The 14,195-nt window shown below is 53.8% G+C and carries 14 protein-coding genes; 12 read left to right on the top strand and 2 right to left on the bottom strand.

Annotated features, from left to right (window positions below):
• The first annotated feature begins 59 nt into the window (after nt 1–59).
• The 7 genes from ABJ225_RS08050 to ABJ225_RS08080 are packed head-to-tail and all read left to right on the top strand — an operon-like array spanning nt 60 to nt 6,710.
• Nucleotides 60–1,223 (top strand): glycoside hydrolase family 88/105 protein, encoded by a 1,164-nt coding sequence (locus ABJ225_RS08050; protein WP_347319434.1) that lies wholly within the window; start codon nt 60–62, stop codon nt 1,221–1,223.
• Complete coding sequence (locus ABJ225_RS08055) at nt 1,187–2,515, top strand: glycoside hydrolase family 28 protein (RefSeq protein WP_347319436.1); 1,329 nt, start codon at nt 1,187–1,189, stop codon at nt 2,513–2,515. Before ABJ225_RS08050 ends, ABJ225_RS08055 begins: the two co-directional genes overlap by 37 nt.
• Complete coding sequence (locus ABJ225_RS08060; protein ID WP_347319438.1) at nt 2,512–3,411, top strand: dienelactone hydrolase family protein; 900 nt, start codon at nt 2,512–2,514, stop codon at nt 3,409–3,411. Before ABJ225_RS08055 ends, ABJ225_RS08060 begins: the two co-directional genes overlap by 4 nt.
• On the top strand, nt 3,381–4,325 hold the full coding sequence (locus ABJ225_RS08065; protein ID WP_318340847.1) for a pectinesterase family protein: 945 nt from the start codon (nt 3,381–3,383) through the stop codon (nt 4,323–4,325). Before ABJ225_RS08060 ends, ABJ225_RS08065 begins: the two co-directional genes overlap by 31 nt.
• Nucleotides 4,322–4,747, top strand: coding sequence for a hypothetical protein (locus ABJ225_RS08070; protein ID WP_347319440.1), 426 nt, complete (start codon nt 4,322–4,324; stop codon nt 4,745–4,747). Before ABJ225_RS08065 ends, ABJ225_RS08070 begins: the two co-directional genes overlap by 4 nt.
• Nucleotides 4,740–6,347 (top strand): glycoside hydrolase family 43 protein, encoded by a 1,608-nt coding sequence (locus tag ABJ225_RS08075; protein WP_347319442.1) that lies wholly within the window; start codon nt 4,740–4,742, stop codon nt 6,345–6,347. Before ABJ225_RS08070 ends, ABJ225_RS08075 begins: the two co-directional genes overlap by 8 nt.
• Before the next feature lie 48 nt (nt 6,348–6,395).
• The gene (locus ABJ225_RS08080; protein WP_218245569.1) at nt 6,396–6,710 is read left to right on the top strand and encodes a hypothetical protein; all 315 of its coding nucleotides are present in this window, start codon (nt 6,396–6,398) and stop codon (nt 6,708–6,710) included.
• 42 nt (nt 6,711–6,752) lie between these two features.
• Here the strand turns inward: ABJ225_RS08080 and ABJ225_RS08085 are convergent, their stop codons facing one another.
• Entirely contained in the window at nt 6,753–6,983 is a 231-nt protein-coding gene (locus ABJ225_RS08085) for a DUF3953 domain-containing protein (RefSeq protein ID WP_347319444.1), read from the bottom strand.
• 108 nt (nt 6,984–7,091) lie between these two features.
• Between ABJ225_RS08085 and ABJ225_RS08090 the strand changes: the two genes are divergently transcribed.
• Both ABJ225_RS08090 and ABJ225_RS08095 read left to right on the top strand, forming a co-directional pair.
• The gene (locus tag ABJ225_RS08090) at nt 7,092–7,541 is read left to right on the top strand and encodes an AraC family transcriptional regulator (protein ID WP_218245658.1); all 450 of its coding nucleotides are present in this window, start codon (nt 7,092–7,094) and stop codon (nt 7,539–7,541) included.
• Nucleotides 7,542–7,865: 324 nt separating this feature from the next.
• Nucleotides 7,866–9,980, top strand: a complete 2,115-nt coding sequence (locus ABJ225_RS08095; protein ID WP_347319446.1) for an MMPL family transporter — start codon at nt 7,866–7,868, stop codon at nt 9,978–9,980.
• Between the two features lie 37 nt (nt 9,981–10,017).
• Here ABJ225_RS08095 and ABJ225_RS08100 read toward each other — a convergent pair whose 3' ends face one another.
• Nucleotides 10,018–10,620, bottom strand: coding sequence for a LysE/ArgO family amino acid transporter (locus ABJ225_RS08100; protein ID WP_347319448.1), 603 nt, complete (start codon nt 10,618–10,620; stop codon nt 10,018–10,020).
• 100 nt (nt 10,621–10,720) lie between these two features.
• Between ABJ225_RS08100 and ABJ225_RS08105 the strand changes: the two genes are divergently transcribed.
• The 3 genes from ABJ225_RS08105 to ABJ225_RS08115 are packed head-to-tail and all read left to right on the top strand — an operon-like array spanning nt 10,721 to nt 14,195.
• The gene (locus ABJ225_RS08105; RefSeq protein WP_347319450.1) at nt 10,721–12,151 is read left to right on the top strand and encodes an aminotransferase-like domain-containing protein; all 1,431 of its coding nucleotides are present in this window, start codon (nt 10,721–10,723) and stop codon (nt 12,149–12,151) included.
• The gene (locus ABJ225_RS08110; protein ID WP_218245573.1) at nt 12,148–12,816 is read left to right on the top strand and encodes a response regulator transcription factor; all 669 of its coding nucleotides are present in this window, start codon (nt 12,148–12,150) and stop codon (nt 12,814–12,816) included. Before ABJ225_RS08105 ends, ABJ225_RS08110 begins: the two co-directional genes overlap by 4 nt.
• Complete coding sequence (locus tag ABJ225_RS08115) at nt 12,816–14,195, top strand: HAMP domain-containing sensor histidine kinase (protein ID WP_347319452.1); 1,380 nt, start codon at nt 12,816–12,818, stop codon at nt 14,193–14,195. The genes ABJ225_RS08110 and ABJ225_RS08115 overlap by 1 nt, the downstream gene beginning before the upstream one ends.

The following is a 14,195-nucleotide window of genomic DNA, read 5'->3' on the forward strand; positions in this document are numbered from 1 at the left end:
GGAGGGTGGGGCACGAGACCTCCCTCCTTTCCTACTTTGCTAAAGGAGAGTGTGAAGGCATGAGCAACGAAACATGGGCAACGAAAACAGCGGACTCCATCATGGAACGGACGCCGCAGCTTTACGCAGAAAGGGGCTATAACGAAAAGTGGTCCTATGATTACGGCGTCATCCTGAGAGGATTCGAGTCCCTCTGGAAACGGACGGGGGACGAACGGTATTTGGCGTTCATCCGAGAGAATATGGATCACTTCATCAAAGAAGATGGAAGCATCCTTGGCTACCGCCAGGAAGAATTCAATATCGATCACATCAATAACGGCAAGCTCCTCTTCCTGCTCCACAAGGAAACGGGCGACGAGAAATACAGGAAAGCGGCGGACCTTTTAAGGGAACAGCTGTCACGGCATCCGCGGACGTCGGAAGGGGTGTTCTGGCATAAACAGATTTATCCTCATCAGATCTGGCTCGACGGACTGTATATGGGAACGCCGTTCTATGCACAGTACCTCATGACGTGGAATGGCGGGGAAGGGATCGAGGACATTATCCGTCAGTTCCGTGTAAGCTACGAGCGATTGTTGAACCGGGAGACCGGCCTTCTGCATCACGCGTGGGATGAGAAAAAGCAGCAGCCATGGGCCCATGAAGGAACCGGTTTGTCAGCCAACATCTGGGGAAGATCCGTCGGCTGGTACGTCATGGCCCTTGCCGATACGCTGGAGATCCTGCCGGAGGACACGCCGGGAAGGGACGATCTCGCGACGATGCTTGAATCCATCCTCACAAAGGTGAAATCACTGCGGGACGAAACCGGCGTCTGGTATCAGGTTCTCGATCAGGGCGGACGGAAAGGGAATTACCTGGAAGCTTCCTGCAGCAGTATGTTCGTCTATGCCATGGCCAAAGGGATCCGTCTCGGGGTGCTGGATCGCGAGGAGTGGGAAGCAGATGTCGCCGCATCCCGGAAAGGCCTGATGTCAGAATTCGTCCTCCTGACAAATGAAGGATTGGTGAACCTGAACAAAACCTGTCAGGTCGCAGGGCTCGGTGGCGCCGATCAGAGGGACGGTTCATACGCGTATTACATCAGCGAGCCGATCGTCTGCAACGATCAAAAAGGACTCGGGGCATTCCTCCAGGCCCTATGCGAATGCGAAGCGGTACTAGAAGGGGGAGACGCGTCATGTCTGTCTACGACATCACCGAGTTTGGAGCTGTAAGTAAAGGCGGGATCTGTACCGAAGCGATCCAGCGCGCCATCGATGAAGCGGAGCGCCACGGCGGTGGGAGGGTGGTCGTCCCTGCAGGTGAATTCCTGACGGGCGCCCTTTTCCTGAAGAGTCACATCGAGCTCCACCTGATGATGGGGGCGACCCTGCTGTTCTCCGATCGCCAGGAGGATTATCCCGTCGTGGCATCACGCTGGGAAGGCGTGAACCGCGATGTTTATGCCTCCTGCCTGTACGCGGAAGATGCCGAACAGATCGCGGTCACGGGATACGGGACGATCGACGGGAACGGGGAAGAATGGTGGCGTGTGTTCCGGAACGAACCGGACCGCCTCCTCTACCCGCGACCGAAGCTCATCAGCTTTGACCGCTGCAAGGGAATCACCCTTCGTGATGTGCATCTGAAGGACTCCCCGAGCTGGACCGTCAATCCGATCCGTTCTGAGAATATCACCATCGACAATGTGACGATCCTGAACCCTGCCGACTCCCCGAACACCGACGGCATCGATCCCGAGTCGTGCAAGAACGTGCGGATCAGCAACTGTCACATCGATGTCGGGGACGACTGCATCGCCATCAAATCCGGGACAGAGGATTCCCCGGACCGCACTCCGTGTGAAAACATCACGATCACGAACTGCACGATGGTCCACGGTCACGGTGCCGTCGTCCTTGGGAGTGAGATGAGCGGTGATATCCGCAACGTTACCATTTCAAACTGCGTCTTCCAGGACACCGACCGCGGCATCCGCCTGAAGTCGAGAAGGGGAAGGGGCGGCATCGTCGAAGACATCCGCGTGACGAATATCGTCATGGACAATGTGATCTGTCCGTTCATCCTGAATCTTTATTACTTCTGCGGTCCGCGCGGGAAGGACCAATACGTATGGGACAAAAATCCGTATCCAGTCACAGACGAAACGCCAATGTTCCGGCGCATCCACTTCTCCCATATCACGGCGAGACGGGTCCATGCGGCAGCGGGATTCATCTACGGACTGGCGGAGCAGCACGTATCGGACGTCAGCTTCCAGCACATCGATATCTCCATGGCAGACGATGCCATCCCGGGTAAGCCGGCCATGATGACCGGTATCGAGGATATGGCAAAACGGGGCTTTTTCATCGGCTGCTCAAGCGACCTCCATTTCGACCGCGTCACGATCGAGAACCATGAGGGCTCGCCGTTCCACGTGGAAAACAGCGGTACGATCACTGTCAGGGACTGCCTGTCGAAGACTGCAAGCGGCAGTGAAGCGGTGGAAGTGACGCTCTCATGACAGCCTCTCTGCGGGAAAAACTCCTCGTGCTCCTCGGAGATCCGCCTCCGGAATCCACGCTTCAAGGGACCACGCTTTCAAAGGAGAAGGGAGATGCATATGAAACGGAGCATCTCATGATCGACCTGAACGGGATGGAGAGCGTCCCTGCCATCCTCCTCAAACCGTTGAACCGCTCGGGGCCGCACCCTGTCGTCGTCTACCAGCATTCACACGGGGGCGACTTCGACACGGGCAAACACGAGCTGACGGAGAGTGCCAGCTACCTGCAGGACCCTTCTTTTGCAAGGGAGCTCACCGCCATGGGATATGCCGTCCTGGCCATCGATCATTGGGGGTTCGAAGAGAGGAAAGGAAAGCTCGAAAGCGAATTGGTTAAAGAGATGCTGTTATACGGCCGCACCCTTTGGGGCATGCGCCTCTTCGATAGCATGAGGCTCCTGGATTACATCGCAACGAGGCAAGACCTTGATGCCACACGTATCGCCACCATCGGGATGAGCATGGGCGGACTACTGAGCTGGTGGCTTGCGGCCCTCGATGAGCGGGTGAAGGTGACGATCGATATCGCAGCCCAGGTGGATACGGAAACCCTGCTCGAGAAAAGGGGGCTTGATCATCACGGCTTCTACTATTACGTCCCGGGTCTGCTGAAGGCATGTTCCACCTATGAAATCCAGGAAATGATCGCGCCGCGTCCCCGCCTCAGCCTGACGGGGGGAAGCGACCGGATGTGCCCGGTGGAAGGGGCGCGATATCTTGATAGAGAACTGACCAAGGTTTACGCCGGTAAGGGCTGCCCCGATCATTGGGAGGGCAGGATCCTGACCGGGGGCCACCAAGAGACGAAGGAGATGAGGGAAACATGGAAAACCTTTCTGAGAAAACATCTGTAAAAGAAACGCGCATGGTCGTCGGGAAAGCCGGTGTTGGCACCGTATCGACGATTGGGGAAGCACTGGAGCGCTGCAAGGGGATCGAGGGGCCGGTCCGCATCACGATCCTGAGCGGGGTCTACAGGGAGCGCCTGGCCATTTATCAAAACAACCTGATCCTGAGCGGGATCGGCGACGTGGAAATCGTCGACGGCCGCTATGCGAGGGAGCCTGATGGAAACGGCGGAGAAATCGGCACATTCAGGACCGCCACCGTATTCATCAATGCCGAGAACGTGCTGGTTGAAAACATCACGATCACCAATGACGCGGGACCGGGAGAAGTGGTCGGGCAGGCCGTCGCCATGTATTCAGAAGGGGATCGTGTGACATTCAAGAATTGCCGCTTCAAAGGCTATCAGGATACGGTCTGCCTCGGACCCCTTCCCGAAGTCCAGAAGACCGGTCTTCCCTTTTGTACCCCCCAGCTGAAGGTCCGCTTCGAGAAAAGCAGGGCCGAATTCCACTCCTGCATGATCGAGGGGACGATTGATTTCATTTTTGGGGGAGGGGAAGGGCTGTTCCATCAGTGCGAAATCAAATCACTCAAGCGACATGAAAACGGGGTCGGCTTTATTTCCGCAGCGTCGACACCAGAAGGGCAGGAACGCGGATTGATCTTCGAGGAATGCTACATCACGGCAGAAGAAGGAACGGAGAACGTCTACCTCGGACGGCCGTGGCGGGCGTATGGAAAGACCGTCTTCTCCCGCTGCTGGATGGGGGCGCATCTTCACCCGGAACGATGGGATGATTGGGATAAAGCATCGAACCGCCTCACCGCCACCTACGTAGAAGACCGCAACCATTACGAAGGAGACGGTGCGTTCATCATCCCGGATTGGATCACCTTCATCGAGGAGGAAGAGGGGTGACAAGGAAGCGGGAGCTCCTCATCACCCTGTCCGGGGGCTTCCTCTGCCTCTTTTTCCTCGGAGGGTTTGCCCTCACGATCCTGCCCATGGATGAAGCGACCTATGCCGACAAGGTATTCCCCCTTTTGCAGGGGAACCTTCCGGGGGATGAGCTCGGTCGGAATTTCGAGGCGGTCAAAACGCTGTCAACATGGTTTGCCATCACCCTTCTCGTGGTCCTCTGCCTGATTGCCCTTGCCTCTTTCTTCCTGAAAGGAAACCGGAATCCGGGAAGGGCCGGGACCATCTTGATAGTAGCGGGAGGAGCCACACTGATCGGCACCCAGCTCGTTGCTTTCCCTTTGGCGTGCCTCTTCTTCCTCGCTGCCGCCCTCTGTTTCTTCCGAAAACAACCGAACAAGAAAGGAGTCATACATGCCTAAAACAATCATCACCAATCCCGTATTGCCTGGATTTCATCCGGATCCGAGTCTTCTCCGGGTGAAGGACACCTATTACATCGCCGTCTCCACATTTGAGTGGCTACCAGGCGTCCGTATCTATGAATCACGCGATCTCGTTAACTGGCAACACAAATCCGATCCTCTCACCGATCAGGTGGACCTCAGGGGAAACCCTAAGAACGGCAGCATATGGGCCCCGCAGATCAGCTACTCAGACGGACTCTATTATCTCGTCTATACCGATGTGAAAAGCACGAGGCGACCATTCAAGGATAGCCATAATTATGTCATCACCGCACCTGATCTCAGCGGCCCGTGGTCGGAGCCCGTCTACCTCAACAGCAGTGGCTTCGACCCATCTCTCTTCCACGATGACGACGGCAAAACCTGGCTCCTCAATGAAATCTGGGATTACCGGATGACAACAGGGAATAAGTCGGCAGGAATCGTTTTACAAGAATACGATCGTACGAGGCAAGAGCTCACAGGTCCGGTCCATAAGATCTTCGACGGCACCGAGCTTGCGAAAACGGAAGCTCCCCATCTGTATCGTCACAACGGCTATTATTATCTGATCACGGCAGAAGGAGGGACGGGTTCCGGCCACGCCATCACCGTCTGCCGGTCCCGCGCCATCACGGGTCCATATGAAGTGGATCCGGAATACCCGATGCTCACGGCCCGGGATAAGCCGGAATCGCCCCTTCAATGCGCCGGCCACGGCAGCATCATCCAGTCACCCGAGGGCAAATGGTATATGGCCTATCTATGCACCCGACCCCTCGGTGGTAGAGGGGCAATCCTCGGTCGCGAGACGGCGATCCAGGAGGTGACATGGAGCGAAGACGGGTGGCTAAGGCTTGCAGACGGGGGAAATGGTCCGAGTCTGCAGACGGCCATTGAGACGAAAGAACCTGTCCGTCAGGTCAAGCCCACCGATTTCCACGATGATTTCCAAGGAAATCTTCACAGGGAATGGAACACCCTGCGCATTCCGCAGGACCCCTCATGGTGCGACCTGACAAGCCGTGAGGGAACCCTCCGCCTATGGGCCGGTGGCTCGCCGCACTCCCTGTTCGACCATCACATCGTCGCCGTGCGCCAGAAAGATTTCTTTTACGAGGCCGAGACGAGGATCGAGTACAAGCCGGAGACGTTCAATCAGCTCGCAGGTCTCATGCTTTATCTCGATGATGAGAATTATCTCTACTGCTATCTCACCCGGGATGAATCAGGACGGGTGCTGCGACTGCTTTCCTGTGATGGAGGGGAATCGACGCTTCATCCGGTCATGATCGATCTCGGGGATGGCGCCGTTGATCTCAAGGTGGAAGGTCTCGGGAGTGAGGCACGGTTCTACTATCGCAGTAACTCAGAATGGCTGCCCGTAGCCGATGCCATCCCGGTTCACTTTTTATCAGGCGGCTTCACCGGAACCTATATCGGCATCGCCGTCCACGACATGGATACCCAATCCGGTTCCCATGCCGACTTCCATCATTTCACGTACCGGGGGAAAGATGAAGAGAAGAGAATTGGAGAATCAGGAGAGTGGAAAGTGAATTTCAGAGATTCGTGAAACCTTGCACGGCCCTTTTTCGTAAAGGTAGAAAAAGGGAGGGAATCCATGAACAGGTTCAAAACGATCCCGCTTCTCATGGCCGCCCTGATCGTCCTCTCCGGATGCCGCGTCGAATGGTCCAGCTCGACTAGCAAGATGGAAGAAGAAGAGCAGGGATTCACCCTCGACCTGTACAACGATCTGGAAAAAGGCATGACTTATCCAGAAGTCGTGGACGTCGTGGGTCAACCGGGTGTACCGGAAGGGGAGGAAGACAACGGGGAAAACCATTCAGTCTACAGATGGGAAGATGAGGAGAAGATGGTTAGGCTTGTGTTTGAGCGAGGGAAGCTTACAGTGAAAGAACAGTTTGGGTTATGAAGAAATGCACCGTCAGATGACGGTGCATTTTTTTACGGCCTATCAGCCCAGCATGATATCAAACGAGGTGTAAAAGACAAATAGGCAAGCCCCGACCAGACAACTGGCTGACACCTTTTTATTATTCTTGTACTCTTCAAGCCCCATGACAAGCATCGTACCGCCCATGAACAAGAGCATTAGAGGTGCATAACGGAAATCATCCGACAGCATTCCATAAAGACCGAATGAGGAGGTAATGATGGCAAACAGGAAACGCAGGATCTTTAACAAAGAAATGCCTCCAATCAACGTACTGATTTCACCGTATCACACATAACAACTTTTAAAAATCCCCTTGAAAAACATTTTATACCATATTACCTTCAAGTGGAGGAGGAGATTGACATGATGATAGAAGAGATTCCAGAGCTGAGAATCGCTTATTTCAGGAACATAGGCCCGTATGGAGGAGAAGCGAATAAGGAACTCATGGAAAAGGTGAAATCGTGGGCAAGAAAGAATGACCTCTTAGAGAGTTCGGTGATACTCGGAATCCCACAGGACCACCCGGATCTCACGCCACCGGAAGCCTGCCGCTACGACACAGCCGTGGTAATCGCCTTGGATTTCGAGGTGAGAGGAGAGGCCATGGAGGGCACATTTCCAGGAGGGACATACGCCGTCTTCACACTGGACCACACCGAAGAAGCTATAACGGAATGGTGGAAGCACATGATCCCACACATCGAACGGAGGGGATTGGCCATAAGGAATCAGCCCATCGTCGAACGGTACACGGATGAAATGATCAGGCAACATCGGTGTGAAATGCTCGTTCCTGTTGAATAAGAAGAAAAGGTTGTGGCATGAACTGCCAAGCATCCAATCGTGAACGATCAGAAGCACGATGACAAAAAAGTGCAATGAAGCGGAGGGCGCCCGACTCCAACGGGAAAAGAGGGAAGATCGAGACCCCGGAAGCGCAGCTGAGGAGGCTCGACTCCCTCCCCGTGGAAAGCGGGCGTCCGTAGCGGAATGGAACGGACTTCTACTTTCTTCACACTTCCTTCAATCATTGAAGGAGTTTGACACAAGGAATTGATATTCAGTTTATATTCCCTTGATAGAATGATCCCGTAAGCTTAATCATTCTGTTCATAGGAGTTGTCATACATGAAGAAAGTATTATCGCCCATCACCGACTGGGTATCGACCAAGCGGGGGATGTGGATCACGATCATCACCTGGCTCGTGGTCATGATTGCCCTGAGTGCCGGACCGAAGCTCTCGGACTACAAGGTGTCGGATTTCCAGTCCCTGCCCGATGATGCCAAGTCCATCGTCGCAGACGAAAAAATAAAAGAGTACTTCCCGAACGACCAGGGAACCCCTGGGATCCTCGTCTTTCATAATGAAGATGGAAATGTGAACACAGGGGATGCCAATGAGATCCTGGAGGCGATCCGTGCTGAAAAGATCGAAGGCATCGATTCCATCGTGGACATCAGCAAGCTGCCGCCACCTGCCCTGAAATGGTTCACGTCGGAAGACGGTTCCACGATGATCGTCCCGATGAATCTCGAGAAAGGCCTCGGGAATGACGAATACTCGACGATCATCGATAAAGTCTCCGAGATCGGGAACGACGTGGCGAAAGGCCAAGATGGCACAGACTTCTATATCACAGGTCCTGCTGGGATCGCCGGGGACACGGTGAAGCTCTTCGAGAGCGCCGACTTCGTCCTGTTGATTGCGACCGTGCTCATCATCCTCGTGCTTCTGATCGCGATTTACCGTTCGCCGCTCTTGGCGATCATCCCGCTTCTTGCGACCGCCATCGTGTATCAGGTTGCCAACCAGGCCATTGCCCTCATGGGGTCTGCTGGTCTTGAGATCAACAACTCGACGACGTCGATCATGAGCATCTTACTCTTTGCTGCCGTCATCGACTACTCTCTGTTCGTGTTCTCACGCTATCGTGAAGAGCTTAACCGCCATGAAAGCAAGTACGAATCCATGAAGCAGGCCATGAGGGCAACCGGAGAACCGGTCTTCTTCGCCGGGGGTACCGTGCTTGCCGCCATGCTCATCCTCTTCTTCGCGAATTTCCGTGATTACTCGAACTTCGCGCCGGTGTTCGGAATGGCCATGCTTGTGATCATGCTCGCGTCCATCACCCTGGTCCCGGCCTTATTCACCCTCTTCGGGCGTAAAGCCTTTTGGCCGAAAGTACCGAAATATGGCCAGGAAAAAGAAGTGAAGCACAAATTCTGGGGACCGGTAGCCAAATTCGTGGTGAAAAAACCGCTTGTTGCCGGAGGGGCAGTCGCGGTGTTCATGATCATCACCGCCGCCAACGTCCTGAATCTTGATTTTGAATTCAATATGGTCAAATCCTTCCCGGATGACCTGCCATCACGCGTTGGATATGAAATCGTCGAAGAACAGTTTGATAAAGGGGAACTCGCTCCTGCTACGTTCTTGGTGGAGAGCAAAAAAGAGCTCTCTGATGAATCTGTAAAGGCACTACAGGAAAAACTGGATTCTTATAAAGAAGTGGCTTCCGTCAGACTGTCCGGTGTGACGGAAGATCGTGACGCAGCATCGTACAGCATCGCGTTGAACACCGACCCATACTCCGTGGAAGCCATGGATTTCATGAAAGACATCCGCGACAACGGCGATCGGCTTCTGAAGGATGCATCGATTTCAGGTGATTCCCATGTGGCGGGTGTGACGGCGAAGCTCGTCGACGAACGCGACGTGAACAACCGGGATATTCTGACCATCGTTGTCCTGGAGAGCGTCTTGATTCTTGCGCTTCTCTTCTTCCTGACCCGTTCATGGAAGATGCCACTGTACATGATGGCGACGATCCTGATCTCATACGCATCGGCACTGGGTGCGGGACTCTTCCTCATCGATGTGTTCTTCGGGTATGATGCCATCAGTACGAGGGTGCCGGTCTATGCCTTCATCTTCCTCGTCGCCCTCGGGATCGATTACAACATCATCCTCGTCTCGCGTTTCATGGAAGAACGCAGGGTGCACGGGGTGAAGAAAGGACTCGAGATTGCCATACGCAATACAGGAGGCGTCATCTCGTCAGCCGGGGTCATCCTTGCGGCCACATTCGCAGCCCTCATGACGATGCCGATTGCCGACCTGTTCATCTTCGGATTCATGGTATCGATCGGGATCCTGATCGACACCTTCCTGGTCCGCGGGATGCTGCTTCCGGCCCTCATCCTCTTCTTTGAGAAGGATAAGAAGGAAGCAACGGAATAACGTGAAGAACCACAGGCTCATAAGCCTGTGGTTTCTTTTAAACCAAACCGAAGAGAAGATAAAGGGCCATGGCCCAGATGAAAAGGGCAGAGCATTTGTTGAATACCGTCATCACTCTTCCAGCCGGATCAACATGCTTCATGGTAGATCCTGCGAAGATAAGTGCGAGGAACCATAGCCATGAAACACCGATACAGGCACAGGTGAATAGGAGTAGATCCATTTCGGTATACGCCAATGCGCTCGTCCCGATGACCCCGACCGTGTCAAGGATGGCGTGGGGGTTGAGGAGAGAGACGGAAAGGGCAAAGACCATCTGCTGTTTGATCGGCATGGCACTGTGAGTCGATGTATTTGCTCCTTCGGTCTGCCAGAGGGACCAACCCATATAGACCAGGAACAGGACTCCGCCGATGATCAATCCTGTCCGAAGCCAATCAAACGTAAAGACGATGACGGATAAGCCGGTGACTGATAACAGAATGAGTAGGGTATCGCACAGGGAAGCAGTGACTGCTGCTGGTAGTGCTTTCGGAATGGAGGGTTGTGCTGCCCCCTGGGAAAAGACAAACACATTTTGCACACCTAAAGGAAGGATAAGACCGAATGCCAGTAGGATACCATGAAGAAGGGCGTCCATTGCACCATCTCCTTTCTTCTTTCATCTTACTGTGTTACAACTAAAAGAAAACAACCAATTGGATGGTTTTTCACCCATCCAATTTTTAAAGGAGAACAAGATGGACTGGAAACCCAAACGTCACACCGTGATCAGCATTCATCGGCAGATCACCGACCGGATTAAAGCCTTGATAGAAAGAGGGGATTGGAGCACCGATATGCGAATTCCCCCTCAAAGGAAGCTTGCAGAGGAATTCGGTGTGAACCGAAGTACCATCCAGACAGCCTTGGATGAGTTGAAAGCAGACGGATATCTTGAAGGGAGGGTCGGGTCCGGCATCTATGTTACCGGGAATGCATGGAACTTTCTGATGGACCAAGCGCGTCCGAATTGGCAGCGTCACATTGAAACCGGCGTCCACAAGCCCAATTACCACACCATTCAATTGATCAATGACTATGAGCAAAAAGACGATATCATCAGACTCGGCACAGGAGAGCTGTCACCGGACCTCCTTCCTGCGAAAGAACTGGAAGAATCCCTCCGTTCCATTACCCTTGATGCACGGGCCATCGGATATTCATCGCCACAAGGCAGCATAAAGCTCCGGGCAGCCCTATCTGCCCGACTTGATAAACGGGGCATCACGGTATCCTCTGATAATATCTTGATCGTTTCAGGAGCCTTGCAGGCCCTCCAACTCATCGCCGTCGGTTTGTTGGAGGAAGGGGCGACGGTCTTCCAGGAGGGTCCCTCCTATCTCAACTCTGTTCATCCGTTCCAATCAGCGGGCATGCGGATGCAAGCCGTCAACAGAGACGGAACGCTATCTTCCACGATCCGTAGCCTAAAGGGGCAATCCCTTTTCTATTGCGTCCCGACCCTGAATAATCCTACAGGTTACAGTTGGACAGTAGAGGAGAAAAAATCATTCTACACTCTCTGTCGTGACGCCCAGATTCCAATCATTGAAGACGATGTGTACCATGAACTTCAGTTCGGGGAAGGCAGCCTATCGTTGAAGTCCATGGATGAAGCAGGCCATGTCCTCTACCTGGGCAGTGTGTCCAAGACCTTAAGCCCCGGTCTTCGAATCGGGTGGATCGTGGCCCCGACGCCTGTCATCAAGAGACTCGCTGATATCAAGATGCAGACCGATTATGGCTCAAGTGCGTTTTCACAAGAAATCGTCGCTCACTGGATGACGTCCGGAAGGTATGATCGGCATGTGGAGAGGCTTCGTACGCGGCTGCAGGAGAGGGCGGAACGAATGGAAAGGATCTTATTGCGGCAGTATCAGGATATTGCTACGTGGAATCGTCCATCTGGAGGTTTCTATATCTGGATCCGATTCCATGCACCCATTGTGAATAAAGCCTTGTTTCTGAAGGCACTGCAGAGGAAGGTTCTCTTGAATCCAGGCTATATCTATGACCCTGGGGATGCTCATCACATCCGCTTGTCGTTTGCCTATGCATCCCTGGATGAGATGGAAATCGGCTTACACCAATTGCGTGAAATCATAGAAGAAAGGAGGGATGCGCAATGAAGATCCTCGTCGTAGATGATGATCTCGACATCCAGCGTCTCGTGTCCATCCACCTCACCAAAGAAGGCTACCACGTGCTAAAGGCATCGGATGCCGATACGGCCCTGCACCTTTTGGAAGAAGAAAGGGTGGATCTTGCCATCGTTGACGTGATGATGCCGGGGATGAACGGGTTCGACCTGACGAAGATCCTGACGGAGGACCTGTCCATCCCTGTGATCCTCCTGACGGCAAAGGGACAGCTTGAGGATAAGGAAAAAGGATTTCTATCCGGGACGGAAGATTACATCGTCAAGCCCTTCGAACCAAAGGAGCTTTTGTTCCGCGTCCAGGTGATCCTGAGGCGCTATGAGCGCAGTATGCGGGATGAGATCGTGATGGGGAACACGTCCATCAACCGGAAAACCTTCGAGGTGGTCATCAATCAGGAAACGCTGATCCTGCCCCTAAAGGAATTCGAAATCCTTTATACCCTGATGGGCCGTGCGAATAAGGTGACGTCCCGGGGGCTCTTGATCGAGGAGATCTGGGGTCTTGAAGAAGAAGGGACCGAGCTTCGCCTCAACACCCATATGAACCGGATTCGGGACCGCCTTAAAAAGCACGGATCAAGCGTAGAAATCCATACGGTCCGTGGGGTCGGGTACCGATTGGAGGGGTCATGATGAAGACACTCTACAAGCAGTTCATCGCCGCTACCCTCCTAATTCTTGTCGTCAGTACGGTGCTGGGCTTTTTCCTCGCGAACTTTTTCTATATGAATTACACGAAGAAGAAGACCGATCAGCAACAGGAGGACCGGGCCAAGGAGATCGTGAAGGTGCTTGATGCCATGCATCATTCGGGGGAAACATTCGACCGGTATCTAGATTCCGTTTCGAAGCTCGGCTATCAGATTTATGTGACGAACGGACAAGGGGACGAGCGTTTCTATGGCCTTCCGTTTAAGAATGAAGAGTTTCCCGAAGAAGCAGAACGGGTCCTGACAGAAGGGGATGTTTATCACGGCATCAGCAACTTCTCGACTCTGAACTTCATGTTCGGTCATTTCTCCAATGAGCTACAGAACACGGTGGGCGTGCCGTTTGAGTACGACGGGGACACCTACGGCCTGTTCATCCGGTCCGATACGAAGCTTCTGGCATCGGACTTTCATACGGTCCTCGCCGGGTTCATCGCCGTTATCGCGATACTCAACATCGTCGGCATGATGATGCTCGCCAAGCAGCTTACCCGTCCGATCTCCAAGCTGACGGAAGCGACGAGGCAGGTGTCGCAGGAGAACTTCAGCTATCCGATTGATATCCACCGGAAGGACGAGATCGGGGAGCTATCCGAGAGCTTCCACCGCATGCAAAATCAGCTTCTCCATAATGACCGGGCCAGGAAGTCGTTCATCAGCTCCGTCTCCCATGACTTCCAGTCGCCCCTCATGAACATACAGGGCTATGCAGATCTCTTGAAGACCGCAGAAGGGGAGGAAGAACGGATTGAATACGCAGAGGTGATCGAGAGGGAGACGAAGCGGCTGTCGAATCTGACCAAGCAGCTCCTGCTCCTCACCTCCCTGGATCAGGAAGCCTATCCCCTCAAGGTCACGGATTACAGTCTGGATGAGCAGCTGAAGGCCGTCATCCGGAAGTACCGCTGGCGGATGGATGAGGAAGGGATCGAGCTCTCCTACAAGCTTCCGGCCGTTGCGATCAGGGCGGACGAAGAGCTCCTGGAGAACGTATGGGAAAATCTCCTCACCAACGCCATCAAATACAACCGCGAAGACGGGACGATCGGGATCACCCTCGAGCAGGACGGGGAGACTCGGGTCATCATCAGCGACACGGGAATCGGCATCTCAGGAGACGAAGTGTCACAGGTGTTCGATAAATTTTACCGCGTCGATGATTCGCGGACAAAAGAGGGGACGGGTCTCGGCCTTTCCATCATCCGGCAGATCATCTCCCTTCATGGAGGAGAAGTGGCCATCGAAAGCGAATTGGGTAAAGGAACGCGCTTCATCATCACCCTGCCTTCAAAGGAGAATTAA

The sequence above is a fragment of the Rossellomorea sp. RS05 genome (assembly GCF_039822645.1).
In the GTDB taxonomy this organism is placed as follows: domain Bacteria; phylum Bacillota; class Bacilli; order Bacillales; family Bacillaceae_B; genus Rossellomorea; species Rossellomorea marisflavi_B.

Bases quoted from the DNA above. Each gene is read 5' to 3' on its own strand.
- ABJ225_RS08050 (WP_347319434.1), top strand. From the start codon at position 60: ATGAGCAACGAAACATGGGCAACGAAAACAGCGGACTCCATCATGGAA.
- ABJ225_RS08055 (WP_347319436.1), top strand. From the start codon at position 1,187: ATGTCTGTCTACGACATCACCGAGTTTGGAGCTGTAAGTAAAGGCGGG.
- ABJ225_RS08060 (WP_347319438.1), top strand. From the start codon at position 2,512: ATGACAGCCTCTCTGCGGGAAAAACTCCTCGTGCTCCTCGGAGATCCG.
- ABJ225_RS08065 (WP_318340847.1), top strand. From the start codon at position 3,381: ATGGAAAACCTTTCTGAGAAAACATCTGTAAAAGAAACGCGCATGGTC.
- ABJ225_RS08075 (WP_347319442.1), top strand. From the start codon at position 4,740: ATGCCTAAAACAATCATCACCAATCCCGTATTGCCTGGATTTCATCCG.
- ABJ225_RS08080 (WP_218245569.1), top strand. From the start codon at position 6,396: ATGAACAGGTTCAAAACGATCCCGCTTCTCATGGCCGCCCTGATCGTC.
- ABJ225_RS08095 (WP_347319446.1), top strand. From the start codon at position 7,866: ATGAAGAAAGTATTATCGCCCATCACCGACTGGGTATCGACCAAGCGG.
- ABJ225_RS08100 (WP_347319448.1), bottom strand. From the start codon at position 10,620: ATGGACGCCCTTCTTCATGGTATCCTACTGGCATTCGGTCTTATCCTT.
- ABJ225_RS08105 (WP_347319450.1), top strand. From the start codon at position 10,721: ATGGACTGGAAACCCAAACGTCACACCGTGATCAGCATTCATCGGCAG.
- ABJ225_RS08110 (WP_218245573.1), top strand. From the start codon at position 12,148: ATGAAGATCCTCGTCGTAGATGATGATCTCGACATCCAGCGTCTCGTG.
- ABJ225_RS08115 (WP_347319452.1), top strand. From the start codon at position 12,816: ATGAAGACACTCTACAAGCAGTTCATCGCCGCTACCCTCCTAATTCTT.